The sequence below is a fragment of the Streptomyces sp. NPDC015127 genome (assembly GCF_043080095.1).
In the GTDB taxonomy this organism is placed as follows: Bacteria; Actinomycetota; Actinomycetes; order Streptomycetales; family Streptomycetaceae; genus Streptomyces.
On the sequence record NZ_JBIBVE010000028.1, the window covers coordinates 43,977 to 59,705 of the forward strand.

The following is a 15,729-nucleotide window of genomic DNA, read 5'->3' on the forward strand; positions in this document are numbered from 1 at the left end:
GACCGCTGACATGTCAGCCGTTAGTGTGGGGCCCCGTCCGTGACGCACCAACGCCCCTTCGGGGCGACCTTGGCCGGAGGGCCCGTACCTCAATGTCCGCCACCACAGCCGCGTTTGTCCCGGCACACGCGCCCGAGTTCCCGCGGCACGTCGTCACCGCCGTGCTCGTCTCCCACGACGGCGCACGCTGGCTGCCCGACGCCCTCGCCGGACTGCTCGGCCAGGAACGCCCCGTACAGAACGTCGTGGCCGCCGACACCGGCAGCGCCGACGACTCGGCGCAGATGCTCACCGATGCCCTCGGCCCCGACCGCGTCCTGCACCTCGCCCGCCGCACCGGCTTCGGCACCGCCGTCGACGAGGCCGCCCGCACCGCGGCGGTGCTCACCGCCGACGACCTGCCCTACCTGAAGCGGCCCAGCGGCTGGGACCCGGTCACCCGGACCTGGCGCGACGAGGCGTACGACATGCCCGAGCTGCCGCACGGCGAACCCGTGCAGTGGCTGTGGTTCCTCCACGACGACTGCGCGCCCGAGCCCACGGCCCTCGCCGAGCTCCTGCGCGTCGCCGACTCCGACGCCTACGCCGCGATCGTCGGCCCGAAGCTGCGCGGCTGGTACGACCGCAAGCAGCTCCTGGAAGCGGGCGTCTCCATCGCCCACAGCGGCCGCCGCTGGACCGGACTCGACCGGCGCGAGCAGGACCAGGGCCAGCACGACCAGATCCGCTCGGTCCTCTCCGTGTCCTCCGCGGGCATGCTCATCCGCCGGGACGTCTACGAGGAGCTCGGCGGCTTCGACCGCCGGCTGCCGCTGATGCGCGACGACGTCGACCTGTGCTGGCGCGCCCACGCCGCCGGCCACCGCGTCCTCGTCGCCCCCGGCGCCGTACTGCGCCACGCCGAGGCGGCCGCCCGCGAGCGGCGCACCGTCGACTGCGCGGGCCGGTCCGTCGCCAGCCCGCACCGCGTCGACAAGGCCGGCGCCGTCTACACCCTGCTGACCAACACACGCGGCATCGCCCTGCCCTGGGTGTTCCTGCGCCTGGTCGTGGGCACCCTGCTGCGCACGCTCGCCTATCTCGTCGGCAAGGTGCCGGGGCAGGCCGTCGACGAGGTCATGGGACTCTTCGGGGTCCTGCTGCGGCCCGAGCGGCTCCTCGCGGGCCGCCGCAGACGCTCACATCGGGTGGTCGAGGCGAGCGAGCTGCGGCCGCTGTTCCCGCCGCCCGGCGCGACCGTCCGCGCCACCGTCGAACAGGTCGTCTCGGACTTCGGCGGCTCGGACGCCGACTCCGGCGGCTCCCGGCACGGCGCCGTCGAGTCGGGGCCCGGCGAGGACGACGCCGAGTTCCTGGAGATCGAGCAGTTCGCGCGGCTGAAGAAGATCGCCCGTAAGCCGGGACCGCTGCTCTTCGCCGTGCTCCTCGTCGTCTCCCTCGTCGCCTGCCGCGGACTCTTCGGCGGCGGCGCACTCGCCGGCGGCGCCCTGCTGCCCGCGCCCGCCGACGTCTCCGACCTGTGGAGCCGTTACGCGGACGGCTGGCACCCGGTCGGCACCGGCGGCACCCAGACGGCACCCCCCTACCTCGCGGTCCTCGCAGTCCTGTCCGCGCTGTTCCTCGGCTCCACCGGGCTCGCCCTGACCGTGCTGCTCGTCTGCTCGGTTCCGCTCGCCGGCCTCACCGCCTACTTCGCCTCCCGGCCCATCGTCGAGTCCCGCCTGCTGCGCGCCTGGGCGAGCATCGCGTACGCCTTCCTGCCCGCCGCGACCGGAGCGCTGGCCACCGGCCGGCTCGGCACCGCCGTCCTCGCGATCGTGCTGCCGCTCATCGCCCGCGCCGCCGTCGCCGCACACGGACTGCGGATCACCGGCAGCGGACGCGGCAGCTGGCGGGCCACCTGGGCGTACGCCCTGCTGCTCACCTTTGCGATGGCCTTCACGCCCGTCGTGTGGCCGCTGGCCGTGGTCACCGGCGTCGCCGTCCTCGTCCTGCGCCGGTCGGACATCACCGCCTACGCACTGCGCTTCCTCGCCGCCGTCGGCACCCCGGTGCTCGTCCTCGCGCCCTGGTCGCTCTCCCTGCTGACCAGCCCCTCCGGGTTCTTCCGCGAGGCGGGTCTGGAGTTCGGCGCCGGCTCGGCCGACGCGCTGGACCTGCTCGGCATCAGCCCCGGCGGCCCCGGTGGCGCCGGCGGCATCCTGATGCTCGGCATCGTGCTGGCCGCGCTCGCCGCGCTGCTGCGTGAAGAACGGCAGTTCGCCATCCGCGCCTCCTGGGCCGTCGCCCTGGCCGCACTGGTCCTCGCGGCGCTGACGAACGGCTCCGGCTGGGCCGGACCCGCCACCCTCGTCTACGGCATCGCGCTGCTGTCCGCGGCCGTGCTCGGCGCCGAGGGCGGCCGCACCCGCGTCGCCGCCCAGAACTTCGGCTGGCGACAGCCCGTCGCGGCCCTGGTCGCGCTGGCCGCGGCATTCGCCCCGGTCGCCGCGGCCGTCGGCTGGATGATCGACGGCGCCGCAGGCCCTCTCACCCGCCGCGACCCCGTCCAGGTGCCCGCGTTCGTCGCGGAGGAGAGCGACACCCGCGACCAGCCCCGCACCCTCGTCCTCGGCGGCACCTCGTCCGCCAAGGTCTCGTACACCCTGGTGCGCGGCTCCGGCGGCCGCCTCGGTGACGCCGAGCTCGCCGCGGCGGGCGACGGCGACACCCGCCTCGACAAGATCGTGGCGCACCTGGTCGCCGGCTCCGGGGCCGACCAGACCGACCAGCTCAGCGGCTACGCGATCCGCTACGTGCTCGTACGCGACGGAGTGCCGCGCCAGACCAGCCGCGTCCTCGACGCCACGCCCGGACTGAGCCGGCTCAGCCAGCTCGACGGCAGTGCGCTGTGGCGGGTGGACCGCCAGGTCGCCCGGGCCACGATCGTCGACGGCAGGCGCGATCCACTGCCCGTCGCCTCCGACGCCGTCGAGGCGCACACCGAGATCCCCGCCGGCGGCCCCGGCCGCGTCCTGCGCATCGCCGACAGCGCCGCCGAGGGCTGGCAGGCCACGCTGGACGGCCGCGCGCTGGAGAAGAGGACCGTCGACGGCTGGGCGCAGGGCTTCGAACTGCCCGCCGAGGGCGGCCGGCTCGACCTGACGTACGAGGACCCGGCGGCTCACACCGCGTGGATCTGGGTCCAGGCGTTCCTGGCGCTCGTCCTGGTGGTGCTCGCACTGCCCGGCCGCCGCCGGGAGATCGACGACGACCTGCCGGAGGAGGAGCTCGCCGTTCCCCTCCAGCCGGAGGCCGGCGAGGGCCGCAGGGCACGCCGGCTGCGCGCCCAGGCCGAGGCCGAGGCGGCAGCGGCCGAGGACAGCGCGCCCGACCCGGATCCGTACGCCGGGCAGCCGGACGCCCACGGCTCCTTCGCCGCCGGGCAGGACGACCCGCCCGCGCCCTACGCGACGGTGCCCGAGCAGCAGCAGTACGGCGACTGGCAGGCCCAGCAGCCCTACGGCGACACGGGCTACGCGTACGGCAACGAGCAGCAGTACCCGGACGGCCGGTACACCGGCGAGCAGAGCCACGGCCCGGAGCAGGCCTACGGCTCCGAGCAGACCTACGGCGCGGAGCAGGGCTACGGCTCCGAGCAGCCCTACGGCGACGGCGCGTACCAGCAGCCCTACCAGGGCGGCCCGTACGGGACCGCGCCCTACGGCGACGAGCAGTACCCGCAGAACGCGCGCGAGCACGACCCGTACGGATACGGCGAGCAGTACCCCGACGGCGGCCCGTACCCCGAGCCGCCCGCCCAGGCCCCCGGCACGACGCGAGGCGAGTCAGAGTGAAGCGCACGACCATCTCCCTGATCGCGGTCGCCACCGCCCTCGCGGCGGTCACCGGGTTCGCCTCGCTGACCGTCCCGGACGGCACCGAGCCGACGCGGGGCGACCTGGCGCTGCCCCTGCCGGTGGAACGCACCAGCCTGCTCTGCCCGGCGCCGAGCAGTTCCGAGCTCGCCGAGACCCACTACACCTCCTTCACGCCCGCCCGGAAGCAGGGCGGGGGACAGAAGGGCGCGGACGCCCCGCCGGACTCCGCCGAACTCAGGGCCTCCACCGCCGTGTTGGCCGACACCGACGACGCACCGGCCGAGGACGGCAAGAAGAAGGACGCGGACGAGGCCGGCGCGAAGAAGCCCGCCCCCGACAAGCCCGTCGTGGCCGTGAAGGAGCCCGGCAAGCCGGTCTCCGCCGAGACGGACGGCGGCGAGGCCCCCGCCCTCGTCGGCACCGCCACCGGCTCCCTCGCACCCGGCTGGACCACCCAGCAGACGACATCGGTCGCCGCGGGCAGCGGCCGGGGCCTGCTCGGCGTCAGCTGCACCGGGCCCGACACCGACTTCTGGTTCCCCGGCGCCTCCCTCGCCGAGGGGCGGCAGGACTACGTGCACCTGACCAACCCCGACGACACCGGGGCCGTCGCCGACATCGAGCTCCACGGGAAGGACGGAACGCTCAAGACCACGCTGACGGAGGGCATCCCCGTCCCGGCCGGTTCCAGCGTCCCCGTGCTCCTCTCCACCCTCACCGCCGAGAAGGCGGACGAGGTGACCGTCCACGTCACCACCCGCACCGGCCGCGTGGGCGCGGTCGTACGGGCCGCCGACGAGACCGACGGCAGCGACTGGCTCGCCGCCTCCGCCGACCCGGCCGGCACCGCCGTACTCCCCGGCATCCCGGCGGACGCCACGTCGGTGCAGCTGGTCGCCTTCGCCCCGGGCGACGACGACGCCGACCTGAAGGTCCAACTCGCGGGCCCCACCGGCACGATCACCCCCGCCGGACACGAGTTGCTGCACGTGAAGTCCGGGATGACGGCGAGCGTCGACCTCGCCGACATCACCAAGGGCGAGGCCGGCTCGCTGATCCTCAGCCCCGCGGAGAAGGGGCACGCCACGCCCGTCGTGGCGGCGCTGAGGGTGGTACGCGGCAAGGGCGACAAGCAGGAGATCGGCTTCATCCCCGCCACCGCGCCGGTCGGCGAACGCGCCACGGCCGCCGACAACCGCGCGAAGGGCTCGATCCTCTCGCTCAACGCTCCCGGCAAGGCAGCCGAGGTCAGGGTCACGGCCTCGGTGGGCACGGAGGGGGGCGCGCAGGCCGTCAAGACGTACACGGTGAAGGCCGGGACGACCCTGGCGATCACCCCGCCGGTGCCGGCCGGGCTGAAGGGCTCCTACGCAGTGACGGTCGAGACCCTCTCGGGCGGACCGGTGCACGCGTCGCGCACGCTGGAGATCGCGGACGACGGGATCCCGATGTTCACGGTCCAGACCCTGCCGGACGACCGCGGCACGGTGGTCGTCCCGGAGGCGGAACAGGACCTCTCCGTGCTCGACGACTGACACCACGTGGTCGCCCGTGCGGGCGGCCGGGTCAGTCCTGGCCGTAGCGCGGGTCGACCGACTCGGGGGAGAGGCCGAGCAGCTCCGCCACCTGCTCGACGACCACCTCGTGCACCAGCAGCGCCCGCTCGTCGCGGTTCTTCGTCCGGATCTCGACGGGCCTGCGATAGATCATGATCCGCGCCGGCCGGTCCTTGGCCGCCGGTACCGCACTGCCGAGCGGCACCGAGTCGTCCGGTGAGCCCGGCACGTCCAGGACCAGGAAGTCGACATCGGCCAGCTGCGGCCAGTGCCGCTCCAGGCGCTCCACGGAGTCCTGCACCAGGTCACGGAAGGTCTCCGCGCGGCTGGCGGCGAGGGGCACCTGGGGCGGGGCGACGGGCCCGCGCATGCCCCGGCCGTGACGGTCGCGGCGGCGCGGTCTGGGCTCGCTCGGGCGGGGCGGTACAGGACTGTCCATCACTGACGCAGCGTAACGCTCCCGCGTGAGCGGCGATCGGCGTGCCGACCCGGGCACACCGCTTGTCGCCAATTGACCGTTCCGGCCAACGTTCGGCTCGATTGCGCTTCCCGGGAGATCGGTGATCTCGGTCCGATTGACATTATTCACCCCAAGTCGTGACCGGCTCCTGCGCGGACGTCGCCCGTGTGGTTCTCTTTCCGTGCAGGTCAGGGCAGTTGCAGGAACAGGCGTTTTGTCGGATGTCACACCACGACACGGGGGAGTGACCTGGTGGAGAGTCGTCGCAGCCCGCTCAAGAGTGCGGTACCGTCCAACGTCGTGAGCCCTGTACGTCGCTGTTCGCGCACCGCGTGCGGCCGCCCTGCCGTCGCGACACTGACGTACGTCTATGCCGATTCGACTGCGGTCCTCGGCCCGCTCGCCACCTACGCCGAGCCCCACTGCTACGACCTGTGCGCCGAGCACAGCGAGCGGCTGACCGCCCCGCGCGGCTGGGAGGTCGTGCGGCTCACGGACGGCTCCGCCCCGGCACGCCCCAGCGGCGACGACCTCGAAGCGCTCGCGAACGCGGTGCGGGAGGCGGCCCGGCCCCAGGGACGTACCGCGGAGGCGGGCGGACAGGGCGGCCGTCGCTCGGCGGACCCGATGGAGGTCGCACGCCGCGGCCACCTGCGGGTGCTGCGCTCCCCGGACAACTGAGCCCTGCCGCTCCCGGCCAACCGGCCCGTACCACCCCCTGCTCGACCTCTCACCGTCGCCCCCGGCCACCGTGCCCGGCGCGTACGGCACCCTGCCCGGGCGGGCGCGCCGCAGAGCATCACGTCCCGGGAAGCCGGTCCGGGCACGATGCCCACACCTTTGGCGGGTAGTTTGATGCGACCGCCAAGACTTCAGGAGGATTGGGCCGTGGCTGCTGATCTGTCGCAGATCGTGAAGGCGTACGACGTCCGCGGAGTGGTGCCGGATCAGTGGGACGAGCGGCTCGCCGAACTCTTCGGCGCCGCGTTCGTCCAGGTGACCGGCGCCGACGCGGTCGTCGTCGGCCACGACATGCGGCCGTCGTCGCCCGGCCTGTCCGGCGCCTTCGCGCGCGGCGCCACGGCCCGCGGCGCGGACGTCACCCTCATCGGCCTGTGCTCGACCGACCAGCTGTACTTCGCCTCCGGGCGCCTGGGCCTGCCGGGCGCGATGTTCACCGCCTCGCACAACCCGGCGCAGTACAACGGGATCAAGATGTGCCGCGCGGGCGCCGCGCCCGTCGGCCAGGACACCGGCCTCGCCGACATCCGCGACCTCGTCGCCGCCTGGTCCGCCGACGGCGCCCCCGCGCCGGCCGCGCGGCCCGGCACGGTCACCGAGCGCGACACGCTCGCCGACTACGCGGCCCACCTGCTGTCGCTCGTCGACCTCTCGGCGATGCGCCCGCTCAAGGTCGTCGTGGACGCGGGCAACGGCATGGGCGGTCACACCGTCCCCACCGTCTTCGGCGCCCTCCCCGTCACGCTCGTCCCGATGTACTTCGAGCTCGACGGCACCTTCCCCAACCACGAGGCCAACCCCCTCGACCCCGCGAACCTCGTCGACCTCCAGGCCCGCGTCCTCGCCGAGGGCGCCGACCTGGGCCTCGCCTTCGACGGCGACGCCGACCGCTGCTTCGTCGTCGACGAGCGCGGCGAGGGCGTCTCCCCGTCCGCGATCACCGCCCTGGTGGCCTCCCGGGAGCTGGCCAAGCACCCCGGCGGCACCGTGATCCACAACCTGATCACCTCCTGGTCGGTCCCCGAGGTCGTACGCGAACAGGGCGGCACGCCGGTGCGCACCCGCGTGGGGCACTCCTTCATCAAGGAGGAGATGGCCCGCACCGGCGCCGTCTTCGGCGGCGAGCACTCCGCGCACTACTACTTCCGCGACTTCTGGAACGCCGACACCGGCATGCTCGCCGCGCTCCACGTGCTCGCGGCCCTCGGCTCCCAGGCCGGCCCGCTGTCGCGGCTGGTCGCCCGGTACGACCGCTACGCCGCGTCCGGCGAGATCAACTCTCAGGTCGCCGACCAGGCCAGCCGGGTGGCGGCGGTACGGGCGGCCTTCGCGACCCGCGACGGCGTGGGGACGGACGAGCTGGACGGGCTGACCGTGGCCGCCGACGACTGGTGGTTCAACCTGCGGGCCTCCAACACGGAGCCGCTCCTGCGGCTCAACGTCGAGGCCCGTGACGAGGCGCTGATGGCGAAGATCCGCGACGAGGTCCTCGCACTGGTCCGCGCCTGAGCCGGGCCCGTCCCGGTTTGCCGCCCCAGGGTCCTGCCCGGCCTCCGGGCGTCCAGCCGTACGCCCCGGCACGCTCGAGCGCCCAGCGCGTCGTCAGAACGAGCCGCAGCCCGCTCCCCGGCGGTAGGCTGACGACGCCTGATCCGCAAGACCGTGACCGCAGATCGACGCCTGATCCGCAAGACCGTGACCGCAGATCCGAACGCGGCCCCACCGCACCCCGGACCTGTGAGACGCCCGAAGGGACACCGCTGACATGCCGCTCGAAGCCGGCCTCCTGGAGATCCTCGCCTGCCCGGCGTGCCACGCACCGTTCGACGACCGCACGGCGGCCGAGACGCCCGAGCTGATCTGCACCGGCGCGGACTGCGGTCTGGCCTACCCCGTACGGGACGGCATCCCGGTCCTCCTGGTCGACGAGGCCCGCCGCCCCGCCTAGCGCGGCAGCCCCGCCCGGAGCGGGGCGCCGGCCCCACAACCGCACACATCCCCCGCACGCGTACGGCGATCGGAGGCCCCACCCCATGCTCGACGAGTCGCTCCTCGACGCCCCGGACGCTCTCGCCCGCATCGACCACCGAGGCCTCCTGCGCGGCGCCGCCGAAGCCGGGGCGCGGGTACGCACCGCAGCCCGGCACGCGGCCGAGGCCGGAATCGCCGAGCTCACCCCCGAGGGACGCCCACGGGTCGTGCTCGTCGCCGGACCCGGCACCGCCGCCGCCGGCGTCGCCGACCTCATCGGCGCGCTCGCCGGCGCGTCCGCCCCCGTCATCGCGCTGCGGCCCACGGGCGTCGCCCACGCCGCCGGCGCCCTGCGCTGGGCCCTGCCCGGCTGGGCGGGCTCGCTGGACCTCCTGCTCGTCGCGACCACCGACGGCAGCGAACCGGGCCTCGCCCTGCTGACCGAGCAGGCATACCGGCGCGGCTGCACGGTCGTCGCCGTCGCGCCCCGCCGCTCGCCGCTGTCCGAGGCGGTCGACGGCGCCCACGGCCTCGTCGTCCCCATGGCCACCGCCCCCTACGAGCTCTACGAGGAGGGGCAGGCGGCCGGCCCCGGCGCCCTGTGGGCCCTGCTGACACCGCTGCTGTGTCTCCTCGACCGCGTGGGGCTCCTCGAAGCGCCCCCCGAGACGCTCGCCAAGGTCGCCGACCGGCTCGACCGCACCGCCGAGAGGTGCGGGCCCGCGATCGCCACGTACAGCAACCCGGCCAAGACCCTCGCCGCCGAGCTCGCCGACAGCCTTCCCCTCATCTGGACGGAGGGCACGGGCGCCGCCCCCGCCGGCCGCCGCTTCGCCGCCGTCCTCGCCGAGCTCGCCGGCCTGCCGGCCCTCGCGGCCGAGCTGCCGGAGGCACTGCCCGCCCACGGCGTGCTGCTGGTCGGGGACTTCGCGGCCGGGGCCGACCCCGAGGACTTCTTCCGCGACCGCGTCGAGGAGCGGCAGGCGCTGCGGGCCCGCGTCGTCCTGCTGCGCGACCGGCCGGCGGGCGGGCTCACGGCCGCGCCGGCGGCACGCGAGCTCGCCCTCGGCTACGACACCCCCATCAGCGAGCTCGAACCGGAGGACGGCTCGGAGCTCGAATCGATCGCCGAGCTGCTCACCGTGACCGACTTCGCCGCCGTGTACCTGTCGCTCGCCGACTCGAGCGGCGGCGGCGCGGGCGACCGGTCGTAGGCGATCACGTCCAGCGGACATCCCTCGGACACCGGGCGTCCGCCGAACCGACGCTCCGCGGACGCGCGCCCGCCGTATCAAGGGCCGACGTACCGGAGCCGATGTCCCGCAGACAGCCGTACCGAAGAAGGACCAAGGAACACCATGGATCGCCTCGCCAACACCGTGCGCCCCTACGCCTGGGGGTCCACGACCGCCATCCCGGAGCTGCTCGGCGTCGCCCCCACCGGTGAGCCGCAGGCCGAGATGTGGATGGGCGCCCACCCCGGCGCGCCGTCCCACGTCAGCCGCGGCGGCGAGAGCACCCGGCCGCTCTCCGAGGTCGTCGCCGAGGCACCCGAGCGGGAACTCGGCGCGGCGGCCGTCGCCAAGTTCGGCCCCCGGCTCCCGTTCCTGCTGAAGCTGCTCGCGGCCGGCGCCCCGCTCTCGCTCCAGGTCCACCCCGACCTCGCCCAGGCGAAGGCCGGTTACACCGCCGAGCAGGAGGCGGGCGTCCCGCTCGACGCCCCGGGGCGCAACTACAAGGACCCCAACCACAAGCCGGAACTGATCTGCGCCCTCACGCCCTTCGACGGCCTGTGCGGCTTCCGCGCACCCGCCGACGCCGCCGATCTGCTCGCCGGTCTCGACGTCGACTCCCTCAAGCCGTACGTGGACCTGCTGCACGCCCACCCCGAGGAGGCTGCGCTCCGCGAGGTCCTCACCGCCGTACTGACCGCCGACCGCCAGGAGATGGCGGCCACGGTCCACGAGGCCGCGGCAGCCGCCGACCGCCTCGGCGGCCCCTACGCCCCGTACGCCTCCCTCGCGCGCCACTACCCCGGCGACCCGGGCGTCATCGCCGCGATGCTGCTCAACCACGTCCGACTCCAGCCCGGCGAGGCCCTGTTCCTCGGCGCCGGAATCCCGCACGCCTACCTGTCCGGCCTCGGCGTCGAGATCATGGCCAACTCCGACAACGTGCTGCGCTGCGGCCTGACGCCCAAGCACGTCGACGTACCCGAACTGCTGCGCATCGTCCGCTTCGAGGCGACCGACCCCGGTGTGCTGCGCCCCGAGCCCTCGCCCGCGGGCGAGGAGGTGTACGACACCCCGATCGACGAATTCCGGCTCTCCCGCTTCGTGCTGGCCGCCGACTCCCGGCCCTGCGACCTGACGGCCACGACCCCGCAGATCCTGCTGTGCACCGCGGGCGGGGTGACCGTGAGCGGGACGGCGGGTGAGCTGGCGCTCGGCCCCGGCGAGTCCGCCTTCGTACCGGCAGGGGAGGCCGTGCGGATCACGGGCACCGACGGCGGTCCGGGCACGCTGTTCCGCGCCACTGTGGTGGCCTGAGAGAGCGCCCCTTCGGGGTGCTGCAACAATGGCGCACCGCAAAGGCCGGGCAAAGCCCGGAAGCGATCGACGTCAGTACGAAGGGACACCCGGCACACATGAGCGCGTCAGGCGGAACCAAGGCGATCGTGGCGGCACTCGCCGCCAACCTCGCGATCGCGGCAGCGAAGTTCGTGGCGTTCCTCTTCAGCGGGTCGTCCTCGATGCTCGCGGAGAGCGTCCACTCGCTCGCCGACTCCGGCAACCAGGGACTCCTGCTGCTCGGCGGCAAGAAGGCCCAGCGTGAGGCAACCCCGCAACACCCCTTCGGCTACGGGCGCGAGCGCTACATCTACGCCTTCCTCGTCTCCATCGTGCTCTTCTCCGTCGGTGGCATGTTCGCCATCTACGAGGGCTACGAGAAGATCAAGCACCCGCACGAGATCGAGGCCTGGTACTGGCCGGTCGGCGTCCTCGTCTTCGCGATCATCGCGGAGACGTTCTCCTTCCGGACGGCCATCAAGGAGTCGAACCTGCTGCGCGGCAAGCTCAGCTGGACGCAGTTCGTGCGCCGCGCCAAGGCCCCCGAGCTGCCGGTCGTCCTGCTGGAGGACCTGGGCGCGCTGGTCGGTCTGATCCTGGCGCTGGTCGGCGTGAGCCTGGCTCTCGTCACCGGCGACGGCGTCTGGGACGGCATCGGCACCCTGTGCATCGGTGTCCTGCTGATCATCATCGCCGTCGTTCTCGCGGCCGAGACGAAGTCCCTGCTGCTCGGCGAGGCCGCCGGCACGGACGAGGTCGAGAAGATCAAGGACGCCCTCGTCGACGGCGAGGTGGTCACCCGCATCATCCACATGCGCACGCTGCACCTCGGCCCGGAGGAGCTGCTCGTCGCCGCGAAGATCGCCGTCCAGCACGAGGACACGGCCGCCGAGGTGGCCGAGGCGATCAACGCCGCCGAGGACCGTATCCGCCAGGCCGTCCCGATCGCGCGCGTGATCTACCTGGAGCCGGACATCTACATCGAGTCCGCGACGGCCGCGGGCGCGGGCCTCGACAAGGCGCCGGGCGACACTGGCCACTGAGCCTCTGAGCGTACGAAGAAGGGCCCCGGACCGGGTCAGGTCCGGGGCCCTTCGCCATGGCGGGCGGTGCGGCGCAGGAGTGTGGCGCGCGGGCGGGGCGCTGCTGTCCCCGGCCATGGGGGCCGCCGTGCCGACGTGGGCGGTGCGGGCGCCGCGCGGCAGCCGCGCCCTACCCGGCGGGCGCGACGGCCGGGCCCCACCCGGCAGCCGCGCCCTATCCGGCGGGCGCGACGGCCGGGCCCCACCCGGCAGCCGCGCCCTACCCGGCGCAGGTCACCGGACCTCGCGCAGCACCTCGAGAACCGCCGACTCGTCCGGGGCGGCGGTCAGCCGGGCCCGGAAGTCCGTGTCCATGAGCTTGCGCGACAGCATGGCCAGAATGCGCAGGTGCTCGTCTCCCGCGGCCGCCTCCGGCACGGTGATCATGAAGATCAGCTTTGCCCTCGTGCCGTCCAGCGACCCCCACTCCACGCCCTCGGCGGACCGGGCGAAGCCGACGATCGGGGCGGTGACGGCATCGGTCTTGGCATGCGGGATCGCGATCTCCTCGCCGAGTCCGGTCGTGCCCTGCTCCTCGCGCGCGAACGCCGCCGCGACCAGCCCCTCGGCGTCGGCCACCTTGCCGGTCGTGGCCAGCATCGCGGCCATCTCGCGGATGGCGTCGTCCTTGTCCCCGGCGGCGAGCCGCACCCGCACGGTCTGCGCGGTCAGGTAACCGGACAGGACCTCGTCATTCGGCATGCCGTCGCCGGCTGAGGTCTGCTCCGCGGCGCCCTCCGTGGTCTCCCCGGCCCGCACGACCTCGGACGTCACGTGCGCAGCTGCGCCGCCACCGGCCCCCACACCCACGCCCGCGAGCACGGGCTCGGCGGCCGGGGCCCCGACGCCGGCAGGGACGAGGGCCTCACGGCCCGTGCGCTGCTTGAGGCCGATCAGGGCGTTCGTGGTGACCGCCGTGACCACCGTGCCCGCGGCGACGGCCAGGAAGAACATCGGCACGCCACCGACCGCCCCCAGCACGGCCACAATCGGGCCGCCGTGCGGGACCGCGTCCTCGACCCCGGCCATGCCCGCGACCGCGCCGGCGACCGCACCGCCGAGCATGTTCGCCGGGATCACCTGCGCGGGGCGGGCCGCGGCGAACGGAATCGCGCCCTCGGAGATCCCGAACATCCCCATGAACAGCGCGGCCATTCCGGTCTCGCGCTCCTGCTCCGAGTACAGCTTGCGCCGGATCAGCGTGGCGAGGCCCTGGCCGAGCGGCATCACCGGGATCGCCGCGGCGCACATGCCCATCACGGTCTGGTTGCCGGTCGCGATGAGCCCGGTGCCGAACAGGAACGCCGTCTTGTTGACCGGCCCGCCCATGTCGAAGGCGATCATCAGGCCGAGCAGCGCGCCGAGCAGGACGGCGCTGGTCCCGGTCATCCCGCCGAGCCAGTCGGTGAGGTGCGTGAACACCCAGGAGATGGGCTTGCCGATGACGTAGATGAAGAACAGCCCCAGCGCAGTCGTCGCCAGGATCGGGATCACGATGATCGGCATGATCGGCTGGGCGAACCGCGGGACCCGGACCTTCTTGATCCACAGCACCAGATAACCGGCGATGAAGCCGGTCACGATCGCCCCGATGAAGCCCGCCCCCGCCTCGGAGCCGTACAGCGAACCGGTGTTGGCGATCCAGCCGCCGATCATGCCGGGCACCAGGGCAGGCCGGTCGCCGATGGCGTACGCGATGTAGCCGGACAGGATCGGAATCATCAACTGGAACCCGATGACACCGATGGCGTTCACATGCGCCCAGAACGTGCCCTCGGGGATCACGTAGCCCTTGGCCGTGGCGTCACCGCCGAGCGCCAGCGAGATGGCGATGAGCAACCCGCCCACCACGACGAACGGAATCATGTACGAGACGCCGTTCATCAGCGCCTTGTACGCGACGCTGCGCTCCCTGCCCCCGCCGGCGCCCGACGCGCTGCCCGTCGTTCCGGCCGCACCGTCGCCGCCGCCCGCCGTGTGCACGGGCGCGCTCTGCACCTGCTCGATCAGCCGCTCGGGGTGGTGGATGCCCTCGGCGACACCGACGGCCAGCACCTTCTTCCCGACGAAACGGCTGCGGTCGACGTCCTTGTCGGCGGCGATGATGACGCCGTCCGCGTGTTTGACATCGTTGTCAGAGAGTACATTTTCGGCCCCGATGGAACCTTGGGTCTCCACCTTCATCTCGACGCCGAGCGCTTCCGCTGCCTGCGCCAGCTTCTCCGCGGCCATGTAGGTGTGGGCGATGCCTGTCGGACAGGCCGTCACCGCGAGCAGCTTCAGTCTTGGCTGCTCACTCGCCGGACTGGTCACGTGGTTCTCCTAACGCTCGTCGCGCAGATCGTGCAGACGCTCCCGATCGCGTACGGATCCCAGAGCGGTCCGGGACCGATCCCGGGCCTTCCTCGGCAATCCCGGGCCGAGCCCGAGCCGAGGCGCCCCGGCCGAGGGGCTCGGGCCGAACCCGGACCGACCCGGGCGATCCCGTACCGCTCTCGAAGCGATCCGGAGCATCGTGCCCCAGATTCCAGCCACATCAAAAGCCCGGCAAGCGCTGTAGGACCAGGCCCGGACCCGTGGAAACTGGCCGGATCCCGGGCCGGGGCGGGCTGGGGCCGGCTGAGCTGATCGGTGTAGATTCGTCACCAGTCAGACGTCGCTGCTGATGGCGGTCGGGCGGTCCCGTGCGGACCGACCGAGGGAGAGAGGGCCTCCGACGGACTGTCCTGCGGACTCCCGGGCATTCGTATGCCCAGGCCGCCGCAGAGCAAGCCGTACCCACCCTCGACCCGAACCACGAGGAGCAGCTCGCATGTCGACTGTCGCCAACGGCCAGGACTTCAAGGTCGCCGACCTTTCCCTCGCCGCCTTCGGCCGCAAGGAGATCACCCTCGCCGAGCACGAGATGCCCGGCCTGATGTCGATCCGCAAGGAGTACGCCGCCGCCCAGCCGCTCGCCGGCGCCCGCATCACCGGCTCGCTGCACATGACCGTGCAGACCGCCGTGCTGATCGAGACCCTGGTCGCCCTCGGCGCCCAGGTCCGCTGGGCCTCCTGCAACATCTTCTCCACCCAGGACCACGCCGCGGCCGCCGTCGCGGTCGGCCCCGAGGGCACCCCCGAGAACCCGCAGGGCGTTCCCGTCTTCGCCTGGAAGGGCGAGACGCTGGAGGAGTACTGGTGGTGCACGGAGCAGGCCCTGACCTGGCCGAACACCCCCACCGGCGGCCCGAACATGATCCTGGACGACGGCGGTGACGCCACCCTCCTCGTGCACAAGGGTGTCGAGTTCGAGAAGGAGGGCTCGGCTCCCGACCCGTCGACGGCGGACAGCGAGGAGTACGCCTACATCCTGACCCTCCTCAACCGCACCCTCACCGAGAACCCGCAGAAGTGGACGCAGCTCGCGTCCGAGATCCGCGGCGTGACGGAGGAGACGACGACGGGCGTCCACCGTCTCTACGAGATGCACCGCGAGGGCACGCTGCT

General features: G+C 73.4%; 11 protein-coding genes. 9 read left to right on the forward strand and 2 right to left on the reverse strand.

Annotated elements, in window-relative coordinates; translation table 11 throughout:
- The first annotated feature begins 92 nt into the window (after positions 1-92).
- Together ACF08N_RS34475 and ACF08N_RS34480 are read left to right on the forward strand one after the other, a co-directional pair.
- Positions 93-3,836, forward strand: coding sequence for a glycosyltransferase (locus tag ACF08N_RS34475; RefSeq protein ID WP_392328677.1), 3,744 nt, complete (start codon positions 93-95; stop codon positions 3,834-3,836).
- The gene (locus ACF08N_RS34480) at positions 3,833-5,395 is read left to right on the forward strand and encodes a DUF5719 family protein (RefSeq protein WP_392328678.1); all 1,563 of its coding nucleotides are present in this window, start codon (positions 3,833-3,835) and stop codon (positions 5,393-5,395) included. The genes ACF08N_RS34475 and ACF08N_RS34480 overlap by 4 nt, the downstream gene beginning before the upstream one ends.
- A 31-nt stretch (positions 5,396-5,426) precedes the next feature.
- On the opposite strand, the gene ACF08N_RS34485 is transcribed toward ACF08N_RS34480, so the two are convergent.
- The gene (locus ACF08N_RS34485) at positions 5,427-5,855 is read right to left on the reverse strand and encodes a metallopeptidase family protein (RefSeq protein WP_392328679.1); all 429 of its coding nucleotides are present in this window, start codon (positions 5,853-5,855) and stop codon (positions 5,427-5,429) included.
- A gap of 273 nt (positions 5,856-6,128) precedes the next feature.
- Here ACF08N_RS34485 and ACF08N_RS34490 point away from each other — a divergent pair, with 273 nt between their 5' ends.
- From ACF08N_RS34490 to ACF08N_RS34515, 6 genes are all read left to right on the forward strand, one after another.
- Positions 6,129-6,557, forward strand: a complete 429-nt coding sequence (locus tag ACF08N_RS34490) for a DUF3499 domain-containing protein (protein ID WP_392328680.1) — start codon at positions 6,129-6,131, stop codon at positions 6,555-6,557.
- A gap of 207 nt (positions 6,558-6,764) precedes the next feature.
- Positions 6,765-8,126, forward strand: coding sequence for a phosphomannomutase/phosphoglucomutase (locus ACF08N_RS34495; RefSeq protein WP_392328681.1), 1,362 nt, complete (start codon positions 6,765-6,767; stop codon positions 8,124-8,126).
- Positions 8,127-8,382: 256 nt separating this feature from the next.
- Positions 8,383-8,565, forward strand: a complete 183-nt coding sequence (locus ACF08N_RS34500; RefSeq protein WP_307715181.1) for a Trm112 family protein — start codon at positions 8,383-8,385, stop codon at positions 8,563-8,565.
- Between the two features lie 85 nt (positions 8,566-8,650).
- Positions 8,651-9,802: an SIS domain-containing protein gene (locus ACF08N_RS34505; protein WP_392328682.1), complete on the forward strand. Its 1,152-nt coding sequence runs from the start codon at positions 8,651-8,653 to the stop codon at positions 9,800-9,802.
- Between the two features lie 144 nt (positions 9,803-9,946).
- Positions 9,947-11,137 (forward strand): mannose-6-phosphate isomerase, class I, encoded by a 1,191-nt coding sequence (manA, locus tag ACF08N_RS34510; RefSeq protein WP_392328683.1) that lies wholly within the window; start codon positions 9,947-9,949, stop codon positions 11,135-11,137.
- A 98-nt stretch (positions 11,138-11,235) separates the two neighbouring features.
- Positions 11,236-12,201 (forward strand): cation diffusion facilitator family transporter, encoded by a 966-nt coding sequence (locus tag ACF08N_RS34515; protein WP_392328684.1) that lies wholly within the window; start codon positions 11,236-11,238, stop codon positions 12,199-12,201.
- 273 nt (positions 12,202-12,474) lie between these two features.
- On the opposite strand, the gene ACF08N_RS34520 is transcribed toward ACF08N_RS34515, so the two are convergent.
- The gene (locus ACF08N_RS34520; protein ID WP_392328688.1) at positions 12,475-14,508 is read right to left on the reverse strand and encodes a fructose-specific PTS transporter subunit EIIC; all 2,034 of its coding nucleotides are present in this window, start codon (positions 14,506-14,508) and stop codon (positions 12,475-12,477) included.
- A gap of 544 nt (positions 14,509-15,052) precedes the next feature.
- Here ACF08N_RS34520 and ACF08N_RS34525 point away from each other — a divergent pair.
- The coding region (locus ACF08N_RS34525; protein WP_392328685.1) for an adenosylhomocysteinase at positions 15,053-15,729 on the forward strand (677 nt) is incomplete at its 3' end.